Here is a 15,138-nt window from a genome sequence, read left to right as displayed (position 1 = left end):
TCTTATTGTAAACTCAGGTATTCGTAAACTGTTCATTTGTAAACTGTACGTTACCAGATAATCCCCGATTGTTTTATTATATGCGAACAAGCTCTATAAATACTCTGCGTTCTAAAAAAGACAAGGATGTAATGTCAGCCTGATGCGGTCCGGTATTTTCCAATCAACTATTTATCCGTAGACCGAGTTTTAAGGAACAAAATAATACTGAATAAATACTGAATAAATACTGAAGTAAAAGAGGGAGACAAATGGTGCCAAAGCAACTTCCGTTCACAAAGGAAAAGATAAAAAAGATTATGGAAAAGTACCCCACTCCTTTTCACCTTTACGATGAGAAGGGTATCATTGAGAATGCAAGGAAACTCAAGGAAGCATTCAGTGAAGTAAACGGTTTCAAGGAATATTTCGCTGTGAAGGCCCTTCCAAATCCTTATATCATGAAATTGCTCCAGGCGGAGGGTTTTGGTGCTGACTGTAGTTCCCTGCCAGAGCTTTTGCTTGCGGAAAAGACAGGCATAGTTGGCGAGAATATCATGTTCAGCTCCAACGACACTCCTGCAGAGGAGTTCATCAAGGCAAAGGAACTGGGCGCCATCATAAACCTGGACGACATAAGTCATATTGAATACCTGGAAGCGACTGCCGAACTGCCTGAAATTATCTGTTGCCGCTATAATCCCGGTCCGCTTAAGGAGGGAAATGCTATCATCGGCAATCCCGAGGAAGCAAAGTATGGTTTTACAAGGGAACAGCTTTTCACAGGCTACCGGATGATGAAGGACAAGGGTGTCAAGAGATTTGGTATGCACACAATGGTGGCTTCTAATGAAAGGGACCCTCAGTATTTCATTGAGACTGCAAAAATACTCTTCGAATTGATAGCTGAGCTATCAAATGAACTGGATATCAAATTCGAGTTCGTGAACCTTGGCGGTGGAATAGGGATCCCGTACAAGCCCGAACAGGAGCCAGTGCCTTATGATGTCATTGCAAAGGGTGTCAGGAAGGCATACGATGAGACTATCAGAGGCAATGGCCTGCATCCCCTGAAGATATTCCTGGAATGCGGAAGGGTCATTACCGGACCATATGGTTATCTTGTAACTACTGTTCGCCACCTGAAACATATATACAAGGATTATGTGGGTACCGATGCATGCATGGCAAATCTCATGCGTCCGGCTCTATACGGTGCGTATCACCATATCACTGTGCTTGGAAAGGAAAATGAGGAAGCTACACAGCTTTATGATGTCACAGGCTCTCTTTGCGAGAACAATGATAAGTTTGCCATTGACAGGCTCTTACCTGAGGTTGTCAGGGGTGACATACTTGTTATCCATGATGCAGGAGCTCATGGGCATGCAATGGGTTTTAACTATAATGGAAAGCTGAGGTCTGCAGAAATACTCCTGAGACCTGATGGAAGTTTTGTGCAGATAAGAAGGGCTGAAACAGTGGATGACTATTTCGCAACACTGGACATGTCCGGACTTTCTGACTTTAAATGAATATCCTGATATTCTTTTATTTTTTGAGATGGTGCATCGGGTCGGTGTGACTATTATCCTGTGCGTAAAAACTGAAAACTAAATCCGGCACGATTAATACTGAAAAGTCATATCTTTTATTGGGGATAGCCATGCAAATACAAACCGGAAAGAGAATCGAACTTATAGATATCACGGACAGGGTGCGGAAGTATGTGACGGATAGCGGGGTTGTGGATGGCATCTGCGTGATAAGTACGAAGCATACAACTGCTTCCATCATTGTAAATGAGAATGAGTCAGGTCTTGTCTCTGACATCCTTAAACTGCTGGAAAAGCTCGCACCCGCACATGCAGGTTATGCTCATGACCGCATAGACAACAATGCTGATTCACACCTGAAGGCTGTACTGCTTGGCAACAGTGAAGCTATTCCAGTCATCAGTGGCAAGCCCATGCTTGGCACATGGCAGAGCATCTTCCTTGTGGAGTTCGACGGTCCCAGGACAAGAGAGGTAAATGTGACAGTTATAAGCAGTAACTGAACTATTAGCGAAAGACAAAACGAAAAGCAGTAACAGATGAGAAGAAAGTAAAAGGAAAGACTCTCCTAAAAAACTTAAAAAAACAATTGCCCCGGTTTTATTCGGATGGGGCGTAGTAGCATCTTTTAGGAGAGCAGACTGCTCCTGTGTCTTTGAGGGTTTTGATAACTTTGCTGACCTCTTTGCTTTCAAGGCCGGTTGCCTCTGCAATGTCTCCTGGTCTGAGTGGTTTTCCTGCATCCTTTAGTGCTTTAAGTACTTTTTGTTCATTGTCAACCATATATTATTCTCCTGTGTTTGATTGTGATCATCGTGATTGTGCAGTTAGTGTGATCAATCGAATGATTTTCTTATTGTTTCCGCAAGCTCTGCAAGATTATCTGTTGGCGGATGCAATTCTACGATAGTGTGCATGTTCCCCTCGCCATCCCCGGCACGTCTGGGTATGATATGAACGTGCACATGCGGCACAGTCTGCCCTGCAATTTCCCCATTGTTGATACCAATGTTCATCCCTTCCAGTCCAAGTGTCTTTTCCAGCTTCTTCGCAATCTTGTTCACCGCAAAGAACAACGATGCTGCATCCTTCTTCTTCATATCCGTGAACTTTCCAGTGTGCTTCTTGGGTAAAACAATAGTATGTCCCTCAGAACACGGGAATATGTCAAGGAAAGCGTAAACGAACTCATCTTCATAGACTTTATGCGAAGGAATCTCCCCGGCAACGATCTTACAGAATAGACAATCCATGTGTATCATTCTCTTTCTTTGATGGTTTGAATATTTAATGATTGTTGTTGGTGCAGGTTGGAGTTTTAGAAAGGAGATCATGTTGAGATGTATCATGATATTGAAAAGGTCAGAGAATTTATTATGAATTTAACTCTTGCCGAAGCCAGGAAAATTGGGGTTTTACATAGGAGTACGTTGAAGTAATTAAAAGATAGGGTGAGAGGAGTTTTACCTGGATAAGAAGGAGAGGAGTAAGATATTTGTTATTGGGCTATAAATTAAATTATGTGCAATATTTATATATTAGTAGAAAATATATATTACATCCGTTATTTTATTGGCTAAATCAAGAAATCGGTCTTTTTGTGATATCCGATTATGAATAATGGACAAATTTCTTTGGAGAAAGGTGTTGATCCATGGCAGGTAAAATAAAGAAAATGATTGATCATATCATAGCAAAAAAAAGCAACAATGATTCTAGATTAACCTCTTCGTTAAATGCTAAGATGTGTTTGAAAGGTGTTATTCCTAAAAAATATGATGCTTCATCTCCAGATGATCCGGTCATTATAGATAAATTACAAAATATTGCAGCAGAATGGGGCGTCAGCCTGGCAGGAGTGTGAGCAAATGAACATAATAAAAGCAAAATCAAATAATAAAACAGCAAAAGGGTCTGTAGAAGAGATAAAAGGTATCTTTGGTGAGTTTGAACCAAGAATGGTTCTTTTCTTTGCATCATCTAATTATGAACCGGAGGATATAAGTGCTGCAATGAAAGCTGCTTTCCCTGGGTGTGATGTAATAGGATGTTCAACAGCTGGAGAGATTATTAGCGGTGAAATGCTGAAAGGTTCAGTTGTTGCAATGGCTTTTAATTCTGCAGTCCTGAACAACGTTAAGATAGAGGTCATAGAAGGTATTTCTGAAGCTGTAGATGTTTCCGATGCATTTCGTTCCTTTGAATCATTCTATGGTAAAAAGATGGATGAAATGGATTTCAGGCAGTATCTTGGTATGGTGCTTGTTGACGGTCTAACCTGCGCTGAAGAAAGTCTGATGGAGAACATCGGGAATAAAACCAATGTTTTCTTTGTAGGTGGTTCTGCAGGGGACGATCTGAAGTTTGAAGCGACACATGTTTTTGTGAATGGGAAAAGCTATAATAAAGCAGCTGTGCTTGCATTGATGGATGTAAAATCCGGTTTTGATATAATCAAGACCCAGAGTTTCAAGGTGCTGGATAAGGTACTGGTAGCAACAAAGGTCAATGAATCTGCAAGGGAGATCATAGAGTTCAACAATGAGCCGGCAGCAGTTGCCTATGCAAATGCACTGGGCGTACCTGTGGATGAACTTTCAAGTCATTTCATGAGCAATCCTCTTGGATTAATGATAGACGATGAACCTTATGTTAGAAGTCCTCAGGCAGTAGACGGATCAAATGTGAAATTCTATTGTTCGATTCTGGAGGGTATGGAATTATCCATTCTGGAATCTGCAAATATTGTTGAAGAGACTGCAAATGCTCTCCAGCAGAAAGTTGAAGAATTTGGAAAGATCAGTGGTCTTGTCAATTTCAATTGTATACTACGGACTTTAGACCTTGAGAGCACTGGTCAGAGCAAGGAGTATGCTGAAGTGTTCAATGATATACCCACGGCTGGTTTCAGTACCTATGGAGAACAATACCTGGGACATATAAACCAGACTGCTACTATGATAGTTTTTAAATAATCCGAAAAGTTTTGTTCCCGATATAAGGGAACAATTTTAAGTTTTTAATGATTTTTGGTTTAATCAATATATAAATTAGTTTACACGTTGTGATAATGTTATAGAATAATTTAAACGTGAACTGACTTCCTAAAAAAGTGTATTCCTCATAGAATCTTGAAATTTGATTATGCATGTTCCACGCAAAAAAGTACATTTTCAGGCATTGTACTTATATTCCGTAGATGTCCTCGAATTTTGCCAATTATCTGGATTGCAATTATTTATCAATTAATAGTAACATAATTCAATTGAGAAGTAACATTTATTATCACTTCAAGTTGACATAAGTATGTGTAAATGTACGCTAAAGGAAAATATCCGTTTTTCTCTAGACATCTGCGGAAAGTCGGATTGTATATATCCCCTAAAGACTATAGGGAGCTCAAGTTAGAACATCCCTATCTATCACGAATTTTCAATCCACGAATTAGTCAGCCTCTTCTTCTCACTCCTGCCTCCTCTTCAACACCAGCCAAACCCCTGCCACAATTCCCGAAACAGCATACAAAGCCTCAAATCCGGGTGCTGGTTCTTCAGCTTCTTCAATGGGAATTTCCTCCATCATTTCTTCAACCGTTTTCTTTCCTGCAGTCAGTGCATAGTGTTCATCACCTATCACTATTGTCTCGTATGCATACATATCAGAGGGATGGACACTGTCAGTTTCGGCGGGTTTCTCGGCTTCGGGTATTTCTACAAAGAGTGAGGTGTATGGGGTCACAAATTCAAATTCAAATTCAAGTGAGAGGTCTGTGACTTTGGCAACAAGATCGTCGGTTTCGCCTTCCACCTCGATCCTGTCAAGCAGGTCGTTGATTGTCTCATAGTATGATCAAACAAAGAATTTAAATAAGTTCATATCTATTTCATTATAATTCATGGCGAGGATTGCAGTTGAATTTCAATAGAACACAGATCATAGCAGTATCAGTAATCATCGTGCTCCTGCTTTCATTCACATTTCTGGACATCGGACTAAAATCAAGCAACACAAATGCAGATTCAACAACCAGTGCCTATTCCAGCGGAGAGCCTGAAAGTCTTCTGTCCAGCAATATAATCCTCTATGTCCATCAGGAAAATGGTTTTGACAGGATACTGGAAAAAAGAATAGTAACCGCTCTTGAAGAAACCGGCTATTCGGTGACCCTTACGTATGAGATAAAAGAGGATTATGGCTCACAGTTCGCTTTTGTGAACGTTGTTGATCTGACGATGTTCTATACTCCGACATACTCTAAATGCAATGCAGATATCCTGTTTGGATTCTCTTCAACCGGCAGGACTCAGTCTCTGGACATTGAAGGCTCAGATAAGGTGAAAACAGTGGTGTTCTCGTCAAATGATACGGATGACTATCAGTTGCTTGCACAGGGTAACATCGGTTTATCCGATGTGACAAAAGGTATTTTCACATACAGGTCTTACCAGAACCACCTTGCTGAAGAGATTGCAAAATCTGTTGCTTCCGGGCTGGATTCCCAGCTAAAGGCCAGGCGTTGAATTTTATCTCAGCAGAGCTTTTTTATAAAATCAGAGTTCACAATGTGAAATGTTTCATGGGTTATGGCAACAGGTTAAGTTTCAAATGAACACAAATTGTTCATTCCAACATTTTTCATGGACATAGTCCTTTTAAACCTGACATAAATGCTACTTAATTATGAGAGTGGATACTAAATGGTTGAACGTCAAAGGAATTATCACAGTTGGTTCAGCAATTCTGATACTTTTGCTGCTTTCAAACATGTCACTTGCAGAGGTTGCAGGTGCCATAAAGGACGAGATCGGTGAACGCGATGTTTTAGGTTCACTCGGAAACATAGTTACAGATAGCAGTAAATCTTCAATACCACCTTCAAGCTATAGATCCTACAGCATTTCTAGTTCAAACACCGGTTCCGGTTCAAATACAGGTCCAAGCTCTAATTCCGGTACAACCGGAAGCTACAACGAACCTGCAAAGACCGACCTATACAGCCAGATGAAAAGATACACCGTGTATTACAATAACGGCATCGACGAGGTTCCCGATGTGGTTAAAAAAGTCGCAGGAAATGATGTGATAGTGCTTGAGATTACAAAGAACGATAACACCAACCTGAAGATAAAAGCCGTTACAAAAGATGGTTTAATCACAGAGTTCCGTGAAGTTTCCTCAACCAGCGGAATCGACCCCTCCGTATCCGTTTCAGCCGATGAGACAACAATAAGATCGATACTTTCCAGCGATGACCCCACTGGACAGTTGTCCTATTCACTTAACAATGGCGATCTTGATATTGAATGTAAAGGTTTCTTGAAGAAGGCGGCACTTGCAGCATTGAAGGCTTTTGCTTAAGTGATATTTGTTTTTTTGTAATCAGCCTGATAAACCTGTAATATTACTGAATTTGACTTCCAATTTTACCTCGACTACAGTACGACCTTAATTGAAAAACTGTATTAATTTGAGAAACAATCTGATGAAATGAAATGTAGATGTTATTATAAAGCGTTTGCTAAAATTTTTTGCTACATTCAATAACTTCAGTGTCGAAAATAGTATATTAATTCGGCTCTGTGGAAATCCTCTACTTTCTAATAAACAGCAGATAAATGCGGATAAACACGGAAGCACTTCCCTCTTGAGCTAAATGTCTGCTAAGCATTTGTTTGATAGATGATACAACTGTATCATATCTGCGTGCATCAGCGTTTATCTGCGGTTCATAATTCGTTGATGGTAGTCTGCATCCAGAGTCAAATAAATCAACATAATACCATCAGGCAGAGATTCTAAATATTTCCTATTCACTTTTTCTTTACATGTGTATCATTTAGATTTCCATATAATGCATAACCAGTTCTCATGACACCAAACACCCACCCCCAAGTCCTCGAAATCCACACCGACACCGAAGGCACACTCATAGAGCGCCCGAACCGCTTCCTTGCCATAGTTGAAATAGATGACAACGGCATCAAAAAGCAGGAGAAGGTCCATGTGCATGACCCCGGCAGGCTCATTGATGTACTTTATCCCGGCAACAGGGTACTTTTGCGAAAGGCCGAAAATCCGAAAAGAAAGACCGCATGGGATATGATAGCAGGCAGGATATCTGGTAACTGGATACTCATTAACTCTGCTTTTCACAGGCAGATATCCGGGTGGGTGCTGGAGAACGATATCGTTGATTTTCTGAGCAACGCAGACAGTATCCTGCCTGAGCAGAAGTACGGTGACAGCAGGCTTGATTATCTTATTCTCAAAGAGGGTAAGAGTATATGGGTGGAGGTTAAGGGCTGTACACTGGCAGAAGGCAGGGTCGCCTTGTTTCCTGATGCTCCGACCACGCGTGGAAAGCGGCATCTTGAAGAACTGATCAATGTTGTTGACGAGGGAAACGAGGCAGCGGTCATCATGCTGGTATTGCGGCCGGAGGCTAAGTGTTTCACTCCTAACTGGAAGATCGACCCGGAATTTTCAGAAACAATGCTCAGAGCATCAGAAAAAGGAGTAATGATCTTTCCGTTGCAGTTCACCTTCAAGGATAATAATATTTATTATCTGTCAGAGATCCCTCTTTGTTTTAAAAAGCCAGAGATCATCGAATAATCTTGTGAAGTTTTCAGTCAAGTGAGATCGCTTCAACCGGACAAACATCTACACATTTATCACAGTCCACACATAATTCTGCGTCAACAACCGCAACTCCTTCGTCATCCAGTGAAATGGCTTCCACCGGACATGTATCAACACATTGACCGCATCCTGTACACAGATCTCTATTAATTCTAGCTGCCATAATTATACTTCCTGATATCTCTTTTGCAAAAATACTGCAAACAGACTCTGGGATCATTGGATAAATAGTTATCTAATTCTTAATGCCGGATCTTATTCTGTGGGGATATTCTATAATCAAGCACTTATGACTGCGGATATTCTATGAATGAAAATCCACATGTATCAATCAATAATTGAGTATTTTTGAGATATCGATTTTATATGCATGAATTCAAGCATCCTTTATAATAGACAGTAGAAAAGAGCCTATCGTTTTAGAGCTCTGACAACCACAAAAGACCCTTTCCCATGACCTGGTATTACAGGCTCCGGCTTCTCAATATCCTTCATGCTTTTGAAGATAGTCTGGGTGAAAGAAACGTTATCAAAACCAGAATATTCGAGCAAGGACACGATCTCTTCCACAGAATAGAAAGTAGCAAGCTTATAGAATACACTTTGCGTCCTTTTTTCCTGATATACCCTGCCAACAAGTGAGTTCTTATCTATGAAACCTATGACAAAGTAACCACTGTTTTTTAGTATCCTGTTCACTTCCATGAATGCAGATCGAGCGTCATCCAGGAAACAGATGGTTGTGACCATCAGTGCAAGGTCGAAACTGGAATCTGCAAATGGAAGTTTTTCAGCCACACCATAGACTGCCTGCACTCCTCTTCTGCGGGCAACATTCATCATCATAGGTGATGGGTCCACACCAAAACTGATCCCCAACGGAACAGCAAACCTGCCGGACCCAACACCGATTTCAATTCCTTTTGCATATGGTGGCATATTAGCACGCAGTGCTTCAAGCTCTGATTCATAGACAGGTCTATTCTCTTCAAACCAGTAATCATATCTGGATGTATACTTTTCAAAGGGTCCGATCCTTGGCATGGAAGATGTCTAACCTCATAACTTCTTGTTAAGAATATAGTGAACTACCACCCTATAAATAGAGTGGATTCTTGCTTCATCATCAAATCTATTGATTTAATTCCACAAGCTTGAACTGTAGTTCCAATAGGGGACGTAATTCATCCACCTGTTCCAGTTCAGAGAACTGGAACTCCCATTAAATCTACTATTTAATGTGAGTTTGAAAACGGTGGTCTTCTTACTCCAAATTGATAAATTCAATTGAAGGAACTGAAGATCTACTTTAGAAAGTACACTCCCCCATAATAGTATCTCCTGAAAATTCCAGGTCCGCCACAATTCCCTCCTCCTCTTTTCTCAAACCATCTATCACTAACACCTGCCTGGCCTTGCTCCCGTACCGATAGACTGTGATTCCCTTGCACTTCAGCTCATAGGCCATCACATATATCTTTCTTATTTCTTCCATAGTAGCACTGGCTGGCAGATTTACAGTCTTGGCAACAGCATTGTCGACGTACATCTGGAAAGCCGCCTGCATCCTGACATGCCATTGCGGTGCAATATCCAGTGATGTGACAAATACACGCTTAATATCCCCGGGTATATCCGGGATGCTCTTAAGAGAGCCTGTTCTGGCTATCTCTATCATGATATCTCCACTGAAGAATCCTCTGTCCTTTGCGATTTTCTCAAATATCGGGTTTAATTCCAGCAACTGCGTCCCCATGACATTTCTAACAAAGGATAAAGCAAAGATTGGTTCTATACCGGAACTCGTATTGGCAATTATGCTTATGGTCCCGGTAGGCGCTACTGTATTGACAGTGGCATTTCTCATGGATCGATAATTATTTTCCCACATACTACCCCTGAAGTTAGGAAAAGAACCCCTGCTATTCCCAAGCTCAACTGATCTCTTCACAGATTCATCCCTTATGAATTTCATGATCTTTTCGGCGGTCTTTATGGCTTCCTCCGAATCGTAAGGTATTGCAAGTATGGCTAACATCTCAGCAAATCCCATCACACCCAGACCGATCTTACGGTTGTTCTTTGAGATCCTTTCGATATCTTCCAGAGGATATTTATTGGCATCGATCACATTGTCCAGAAAATGCACACCAAGCCTTGTGGTCTCACTAAGTTTTTCCCAGTCGATCTTACCATCACTTACCATTCTGGAGACATTGACAGATCCCAGGTTGCAAGATTCATAAGGAAGAAGAGGTATCTCACCACATGGATTGGTACTTTCAATTATACCAACATGAGAGACAGGATGTTTACGGTTCATCTCATCCAGAAAGACCAGACCAGGATCCCCTGTACGCCAGGCCATGGTCACTATCAGGTCGAAAACTTCCTTTGCCCGGAGTTTATTCGTGCTTTCTCCAGTCCTGGGGTTTATAAGGTCGTATTCCCTGTCATTTTCCACCGCTTTCATGAACTTGTCGGTAACTCCCACAGATATGTTAAAATTATCAAGGAATCCTTCCTTTTCCTTAGATGTTATGAATTTGATTATATCCGGATGGTCAACTCTCAGAATGCCCATGTTGGCTCCCCTTCTTTTCCCACCCTGTTTTATTACTTCGGTAGCCTGGTCAAATATCCTCATAAAAGATACAGGTCCCGAGGCCACCCCCCTGGTAGACCTTACCACGTCCCCTGACGGCCTTAATCCCGAGAATGAAAAGCCAGTTCCTCCGCCTGACTGGTGTATCAGGGCCATGTTGGTCAAAGCTCCAAAGATACCCCTCAGGGAATCCTCCACAGGCAATACGAAACACGCACTCAACTGCCCCATGTCCGTCCCGGCGTTCATAAGGGTCGGAGTGTTGGGCAGGAATTCCAGGTTTGCCATCATCCTGTAAAAATCTTCTTCTGTTTTTTTTGCATCCTCTCCATATCTCCGGTCAACTGAGGCTACAGTCTTTGCCACCCTCCGGAACATCCCGGCAGGGGTCTCTATGATGTTGCTTTCTGTATCTTTCAGGAGATATCTTCTTTCCAGTACCCTGACGGCATTGACACTAAGCTTGAGCTCATCTTTATGCACCCTCAGAAGCTTCTTTGCATCCCTAACATCTGCTCTTTTCTGGCGATACAGAATGTAAGATTTGGCCACCCTGGCATATCCATTCCTGATCAGTTTTTCCTCAACTATGTCCTGCACATCTTCCACATCAGGTATACTGTTTTTGAACGTATCTTCAATGGCCTCAACCACCTGGCCGGATATTTTCCCTGTCAGGTCGCCGTTCTTTTCCCCCACCGCCAGAAAGGCTTTTTGTATTGCCAAACTGATCTTTCCAGGTTCAAAAGCTACTATCCTGCCATCCCTTTTCCTTATATTTTCCATCTAGTACCCCTATCCCAATTAGAATTGATACTCATTCCTACTCAACTTTGACGGTTGAAAGTAATAAAAAAGTCCTTGATCAGTTGTTAAAACAAGACATACGTCATTTCTCCGGATGTACCAGCCAGCAATGGCAGTTCGACTGGAATATATCTCCGTGGGCAAAATTCGCTGCAATACAGCTTCCCCTGCAAACGGGAAGCCAGTTGCAATCCTGGCAAAAACCTTTTACATCCGAGGCTTTCAGGCTTCTGAAATAATTGAGGAAACGTGAATTATCCCATATCCACCGGAAATCCTTCTCTTTGACATTCTCCGTCTGCGCTCCCGAAAAGTAGTTGCATGGGAGCACTTCACCACTGGATGTGACAGTGCAGTAGGAAATCGCACCATCACACCCTATTCTTGTGCCGGCATCGATCCCATGTCCATGGGGCGGGCTGAAAGTGCACTCGAATTCCATTGGAGCTATATTGATACCATCCTTCTCTTTTTCAGAATGTAGAAACATGGTCAGCTCTCTCATTCTTGCAGGAGCCACTTCCAGTTCATCGGCATACTTGCCTCGTCCAAAAGGAACAAAGGGGAGAATGCGGAATGTCGTTATCCCCATTTCATTTGCAAGCTCATAAAGACGGGGGATATTATCAATGTTCATTGTGGTCACCGTAGCTGCAAGGGTAACAGGGACATCTGCCTTGATAAGAAGTTCAATACCTTTCATGGTTTTCTGCCATGAACCGGGGCACTGACGAAAATTGTCATGCACAGCAGGTTCAGAAGAATCAAGACTCACCTGCACACAGGCACCTATACTGGCAAGTCGCTGTGCAGCAGTCTCATCTATCAATGTCCCGTTAGTAGCAACCTGGATCAGTATGCCTTTTTCGGCTGCATATCCTGCAATGTCGAAAAAGTCATTTCTTATCATTGGCTCCCCTCCGCTTAGTATCAACTGCGGGATGCTGAAGGTTGCAAAATCATCTATCAGTTTGCAGCAATCACCAAAGCTTAACTCATCCCGGCCTGCCTCTCCTGCGCTGACAACACAATGCCTGCACCTGAGATTGCATCTTGATGTAAGGTCCCAGAGAACCCCGGCAGGAGCCGGAAGTTTCCAGTAGCTCAGTCTTTCCCTGCGCCACCAGAGAACCCCGTCATCTGTAAGCTTTTTAAGCAGGGGAGCACTCATGTCAAAGACATTTTTCCGATCAGCATTATAAGCTCCTGAAATTTCCGTGATGATCTCATCAAGTGTCCTGTACCCGTCACAAAGTTTCAAAAGCCAGAAGGCAGCCTCATTCAGTTCACGTTCATATCCTGTAAAAGGGTCTGTTATAACCCATATTTTGTCGTCCCTGTTTATCTTGAAGGGGAAATATGGCACAAGCTCATTTCTCTCCAAAATAGAAAAAGGTCCGGGAGCAGCTCCCGGTGCGTTTTGCCCAAAACTCACTTTATTTCCCCAATCATAACAAGGGTCTTCTTTCTCCAGTCGTGTATCTTTGCTTCTGATATTCCAAGAGCATGTGAAAGTTCAGTGATCTTCTTCGGATTCTCCGTAGCCTTCAGGAAATCTCCCAATGTCAAGATCGATCTTCCCTTGAACAGGACCGCAGTTTCATGACCAATTCCCGAAATTTCTATCAGGTCTGTTTTCAGTGTAATTTCCGGTAGCCTGACTCGTATATCCGGGATGTATGGTAGTGGGTCAGGTCCTGGCAGACATGAAAGTCCTGGTGACGGAGGACATGAGATATAAGGCGAAGGCGGGCATACTATCATCGGTGAGGGCGGGCATAGCAGGTCCGGTGCGGGCGGGCAGATGTATGGAGAAGGCGGACATACAAAACCCGGTGCAGGCGGACAGATGATGTGTGGTGATGGTGGGCAGATGAATGGCGCTATCCAGCATATCAGCGGGCAGATGACCGCTGTACCAATACCGACAGCAGCAAACGCATTGATTATACTTGCTCTCCAGCGTGAGTAATGTGGATTGGCTGCATAGAGATCATCAAGTGAATCAAGTACAGCATCCCGCATATCGCTGAAATCAGAGCTTAAGACAAGGTGTGTTGTAAGTGCCTGGTAGTAAAGAATACCTAGTACATCACGTCCAAGTCCCTCGCATATCCTGATACCACGATGAGTACCGCCGGTTGCTATCAGGTAGGCGGCTTTATTCATGATACCGCTGTTTATATGTACACCGCCATTGTCAGAGAAACCGACATACTTGTCTGTCATATGGTCCGGCTGATGGCCCGCAAGAACACTGTCTATAGGGTTTGCCGGGTCGTACAGGCCTCCATTGGTAGGGTCTTCCATATTGCGTGATGCAGGTGCAGACGCAAGCAGCCAGGCATCTTCTCCAAAGAGCCAGTTACCAGTTATAAGCGCGGCAAAGACATCTGACATGGATTCATTCAGGGCACCGGATTCGTTACTATATACAAGATCTGCAGTGTATCCTGTCACCGCATGTGTCCATTCATGTGCGATTATATCCAGCGCACAAAGTGGATCATAGCGTATTCCGTCACCATTGCCTATCTTGACATAACTGCCGTTCCATGATGCGTTGTTCCAGTTTACTCCGCAGTTGGCATAGATATGCATGTCAGCGCCGGCATCATCGTAGCTGTCACGTCCGTGTACAGTAAAGAAATAGTCATAGACCATTCTCGTATATAGGTGACAATCAACATCAGGTCCTTGAGTAGCTGCAGACCAGTTATTGTTATCGTCTTCAGAAATGGCTGCAGGGGGATAGCCACCGTCGGCATCGTGGGTTATTATCCTTGCAGTGCTGGGCACCCATTGGTCCTCAAGCAGATATTTGGCAGTGCCATGGTCATGTAATGTGTTAATCGTCATCGCACCCGCATATCTTCCTATTCCGGAACCAGTGGTTCTGGTATGTGTCTGCTCATTATTGTATTTCCAGACAATTTTCCCGGTTAATGCATCAACGAAGTATTCCCATTTTGCAGGTGTTTCATCCCCGCCGAGATCTTTGTCTGTACCGTTAACGGTCACATGCCACACAAGATGTGGCTCCTCCACAAACTGTGAAAGTACTATCAGAGTAGGTTCTGCATGTAAACGTGGCCTGGAATTGTTCCTGTCATCACTCAGCACCGCTTTGATAGCCTGCTCATCTGTAATTTTGGGTTTATCCGGCAGGTCCAGATTTGGTGCCAGCTTTCCTGTTGTTCCTTTTATATTGTCATTAGAGTCAATGTGAACGATTATTTCGCTGCCAAATACAGGCAGTTCTTTGTATATCTGCTGCATGCGGACATGTCGAATACCAATCCTGTCAGTATATACCTTTTTGAGCAGCATCTCCTTTTGCACAGAATTCAATAAAAAGAGCTCTTTGTTCGCATCCATGAATTCCATGGCAGCATTTCCGGGATCTTTCTGCCCTGATCGGGCAAGTATTCCCTTTACCCGCAGTGGACTACCCGTTTTTTCATCCCATTTGATCTCAATATTAGGGTCTGTTTTCCTAAGATTCTCTAATACATCTTTCTGTTTCTTAACAGGCTCATACATAGTTCT

General features: G+C 42.8%; 15 protein-coding genes. 7 read left to right on the top strand and 8 right to left on the bottom strand.

What is annotated here, in order from left to right; genetic code table 11:
- The first annotated feature begins 251 nt into the window (after nt 1–251).
- Together BB781_RS02915 and BB781_RS02910 are read left to right on the top strand one after the other, a co-directional pair.
- Nucleotides 252–1,514: a diaminopimelate decarboxylase gene (locus BB781_RS02915; RefSeq protein ID WP_094227006.1), complete on the top strand. Its 1,263-nt coding sequence runs from the start codon at nt 252–254 to the stop codon at nt 1,512–1,514.
- A 131-nt stretch (nt 1,515–1,645) separates the two neighbouring features.
- Complete coding sequence (locus BB781_RS02910) at nt 1,646–2,038, top strand: secondary thiamine-phosphate synthase enzyme YjbQ (RefSeq protein WP_094227005.1); 393 nt, start codon at nt 1,646–1,648, stop codon at nt 2,036–2,038.
- 97 nt (nt 2,039–2,135) lie between these two features.
- Here the strand turns inward: BB781_RS02910 and BB781_RS02905 are convergent, their stop codons facing one another.
- A complete protein-coding gene (locus tag BB781_RS02905; protein ID WP_094227004.1) occupies nt 2,136–2,318 on the bottom strand; it encodes a helix-turn-helix domain-containing protein in 183 nt (60 codons plus the stop codon).
- A gap of 53 nt (nt 2,319–2,371) precedes the next feature.
- Nucleotides 2,372–2,797 (bottom strand): HIT family protein, encoded by a 426-nt coding sequence (locus BB781_RS02900; RefSeq protein ID WP_340637504.1) that lies wholly within the window; start codon nt 2,795–2,797, stop codon nt 2,372–2,374.
- Between the two features lie 392 nt (nt 2,798–3,189).
- Here BB781_RS02900 and BB781_RS02895 point away from each other — a divergent pair, with 392 nt between their 5' ends.
- Both BB781_RS02895 and BB781_RS02890 read left to right on the top strand, forming a co-directional pair.
- Complete coding sequence (locus BB781_RS02895) at nt 3,190–3,399, top strand: hypothetical protein (protein ID WP_094227002.1); 210 nt, start codon at nt 3,190–3,192, stop codon at nt 3,397–3,399.
- A gap of 4 nt (nt 3,400–3,403) precedes the next feature.
- The gene (locus BB781_RS02890; protein ID WP_094227001.1) at nt 3,404–4,510 is read left to right on the top strand and encodes an FIST signal transduction protein; all 1,107 of its coding nucleotides are present in this window, start codon (nt 3,404–3,406) and stop codon (nt 4,508–4,510) included.
- 487 nt (nt 4,511–4,997) lie between these two features.
- Here the strand turns inward: BB781_RS02890 and BB781_RS02880 are convergent, their stop codons facing one another.
- The gene (locus tag BB781_RS02880; RefSeq protein ID WP_094226999.1) at nt 4,998–5,342 is read right to left on the bottom strand and encodes a hypothetical protein; all 345 of its coding nucleotides are present in this window, start codon (nt 5,340–5,342) and stop codon (nt 4,998–5,000) included.
- 104 nt (nt 5,343–5,446) lie between these two features.
- On the opposite strand from BB781_RS02880, the gene BB781_RS02875 reads away from it, so the two are divergent.
- From BB781_RS02875 to sfsA, 3 genes are all read left to right on the top strand, one after another.
- Nucleotides 5,447–6,055 carry a hypothetical protein gene (locus BB781_RS02875; protein WP_094226998.1) on the top strand — a complete coding sequence of 203 codons (609 nt, stop codon included), beginning with the start codon at nt 5,447–5,449 and terminating at the stop codon, nt 6,053–6,055.
- A gap of 160 nt (nt 6,056–6,215) precedes the next feature.
- A complete protein-coding gene (locus BB781_RS02870; protein ID WP_129582615.1) occupies nt 6,216–6,893 on the top strand; it encodes a hypothetical protein in 678 nt (225 codons plus the stop codon).
- A 510-nt stretch (nt 6,894–7,403) separates the two neighbouring features.
- Nucleotides 7,404–8,150 carry a DNA/RNA nuclease SfsA gene (sfsA, locus tag BB781_RS02865; protein ID WP_094226996.1) on the top strand — a complete coding sequence of 249 codons (747 nt, stop codon included), beginning with the start codon at nt 7,404–7,406 and terminating at the stop codon, nt 8,148–8,150.
- Between the two features lie 13 nt (nt 8,151–8,163).
- Here the strand turns inward: sfsA and BB781_RS02860 are convergent, their stop codons facing one another.
- The 5 genes from BB781_RS02860 to BB781_RS02840 all read right to left on the bottom strand — a co-directional run bounded on the left by BB781_RS02860 (nt 8,164) and on the right by BB781_RS02840 (nt 15,132).
- Entirely contained in the window at nt 8,164–8,340 is a 177-nt protein-coding gene (locus tag BB781_RS02860; RefSeq protein WP_094227040.1) for a 4Fe-4S binding protein, read from the bottom strand.
- A 248-nt stretch (nt 8,341–8,588) separates the two neighbouring features.
- On the bottom strand, nt 8,589–9,221 hold the full coding sequence (locus tag BB781_RS02855) for a class I SAM-dependent methyltransferase (RefSeq protein ID WP_094226995.1): 633 nt from the start codon (nt 9,219–9,221) through the stop codon (nt 8,589–8,591).
- Nucleotides 9,222–9,486: 265 nt separating this feature from the next.
- A complete protein-coding gene (locus BB781_RS02850) occupies nt 9,487–11,568 on the bottom strand; it encodes an adenosylcobalamin-dependent ribonucleoside-diphosphate reductase (RefSeq protein ID WP_094226994.1) in 2,082 nt (693 codons plus the stop codon).
- Nucleotides 11,569–11,671: 103 nt separating this feature from the next.
- Nucleotides 11,672–13,024: a PqqD family peptide modification chaperone gene (locus BB781_RS02845; RefSeq protein ID WP_094226993.1), complete on the bottom strand. Its 1,353-nt coding sequence runs from the start codon at nt 13,022–13,024 to the stop codon at nt 11,672–11,674.
- Nucleotides 13,021–15,132, bottom strand: coding sequence for a M4 family metallopeptidase (locus BB781_RS02840; RefSeq protein ID WP_094226992.1), 2,112 nt, complete (start codon nt 15,130–15,132; stop codon nt 13,021–13,023). The genes BB781_RS02845 and BB781_RS02840 overlap by 4 nt, the downstream gene beginning before the upstream one ends.
- Between the last annotated feature and the right edge of the window lie 6 nt (nt 15,133–15,138).

This window comes from Methanolobus psychrotolerans, from assembly GCF_002243045.1.
Classification (GTDB): Archaea; Halobacteriota; Methanosarcinia; order Methanosarcinales; family Methanosarcinaceae; genus Methanolobus; species Methanolobus psychrotolerans.
Note: the sequence above shows the minus strand (reverse complement) of the source record. Positions and strands in the feature narration are given on the sequence as shown.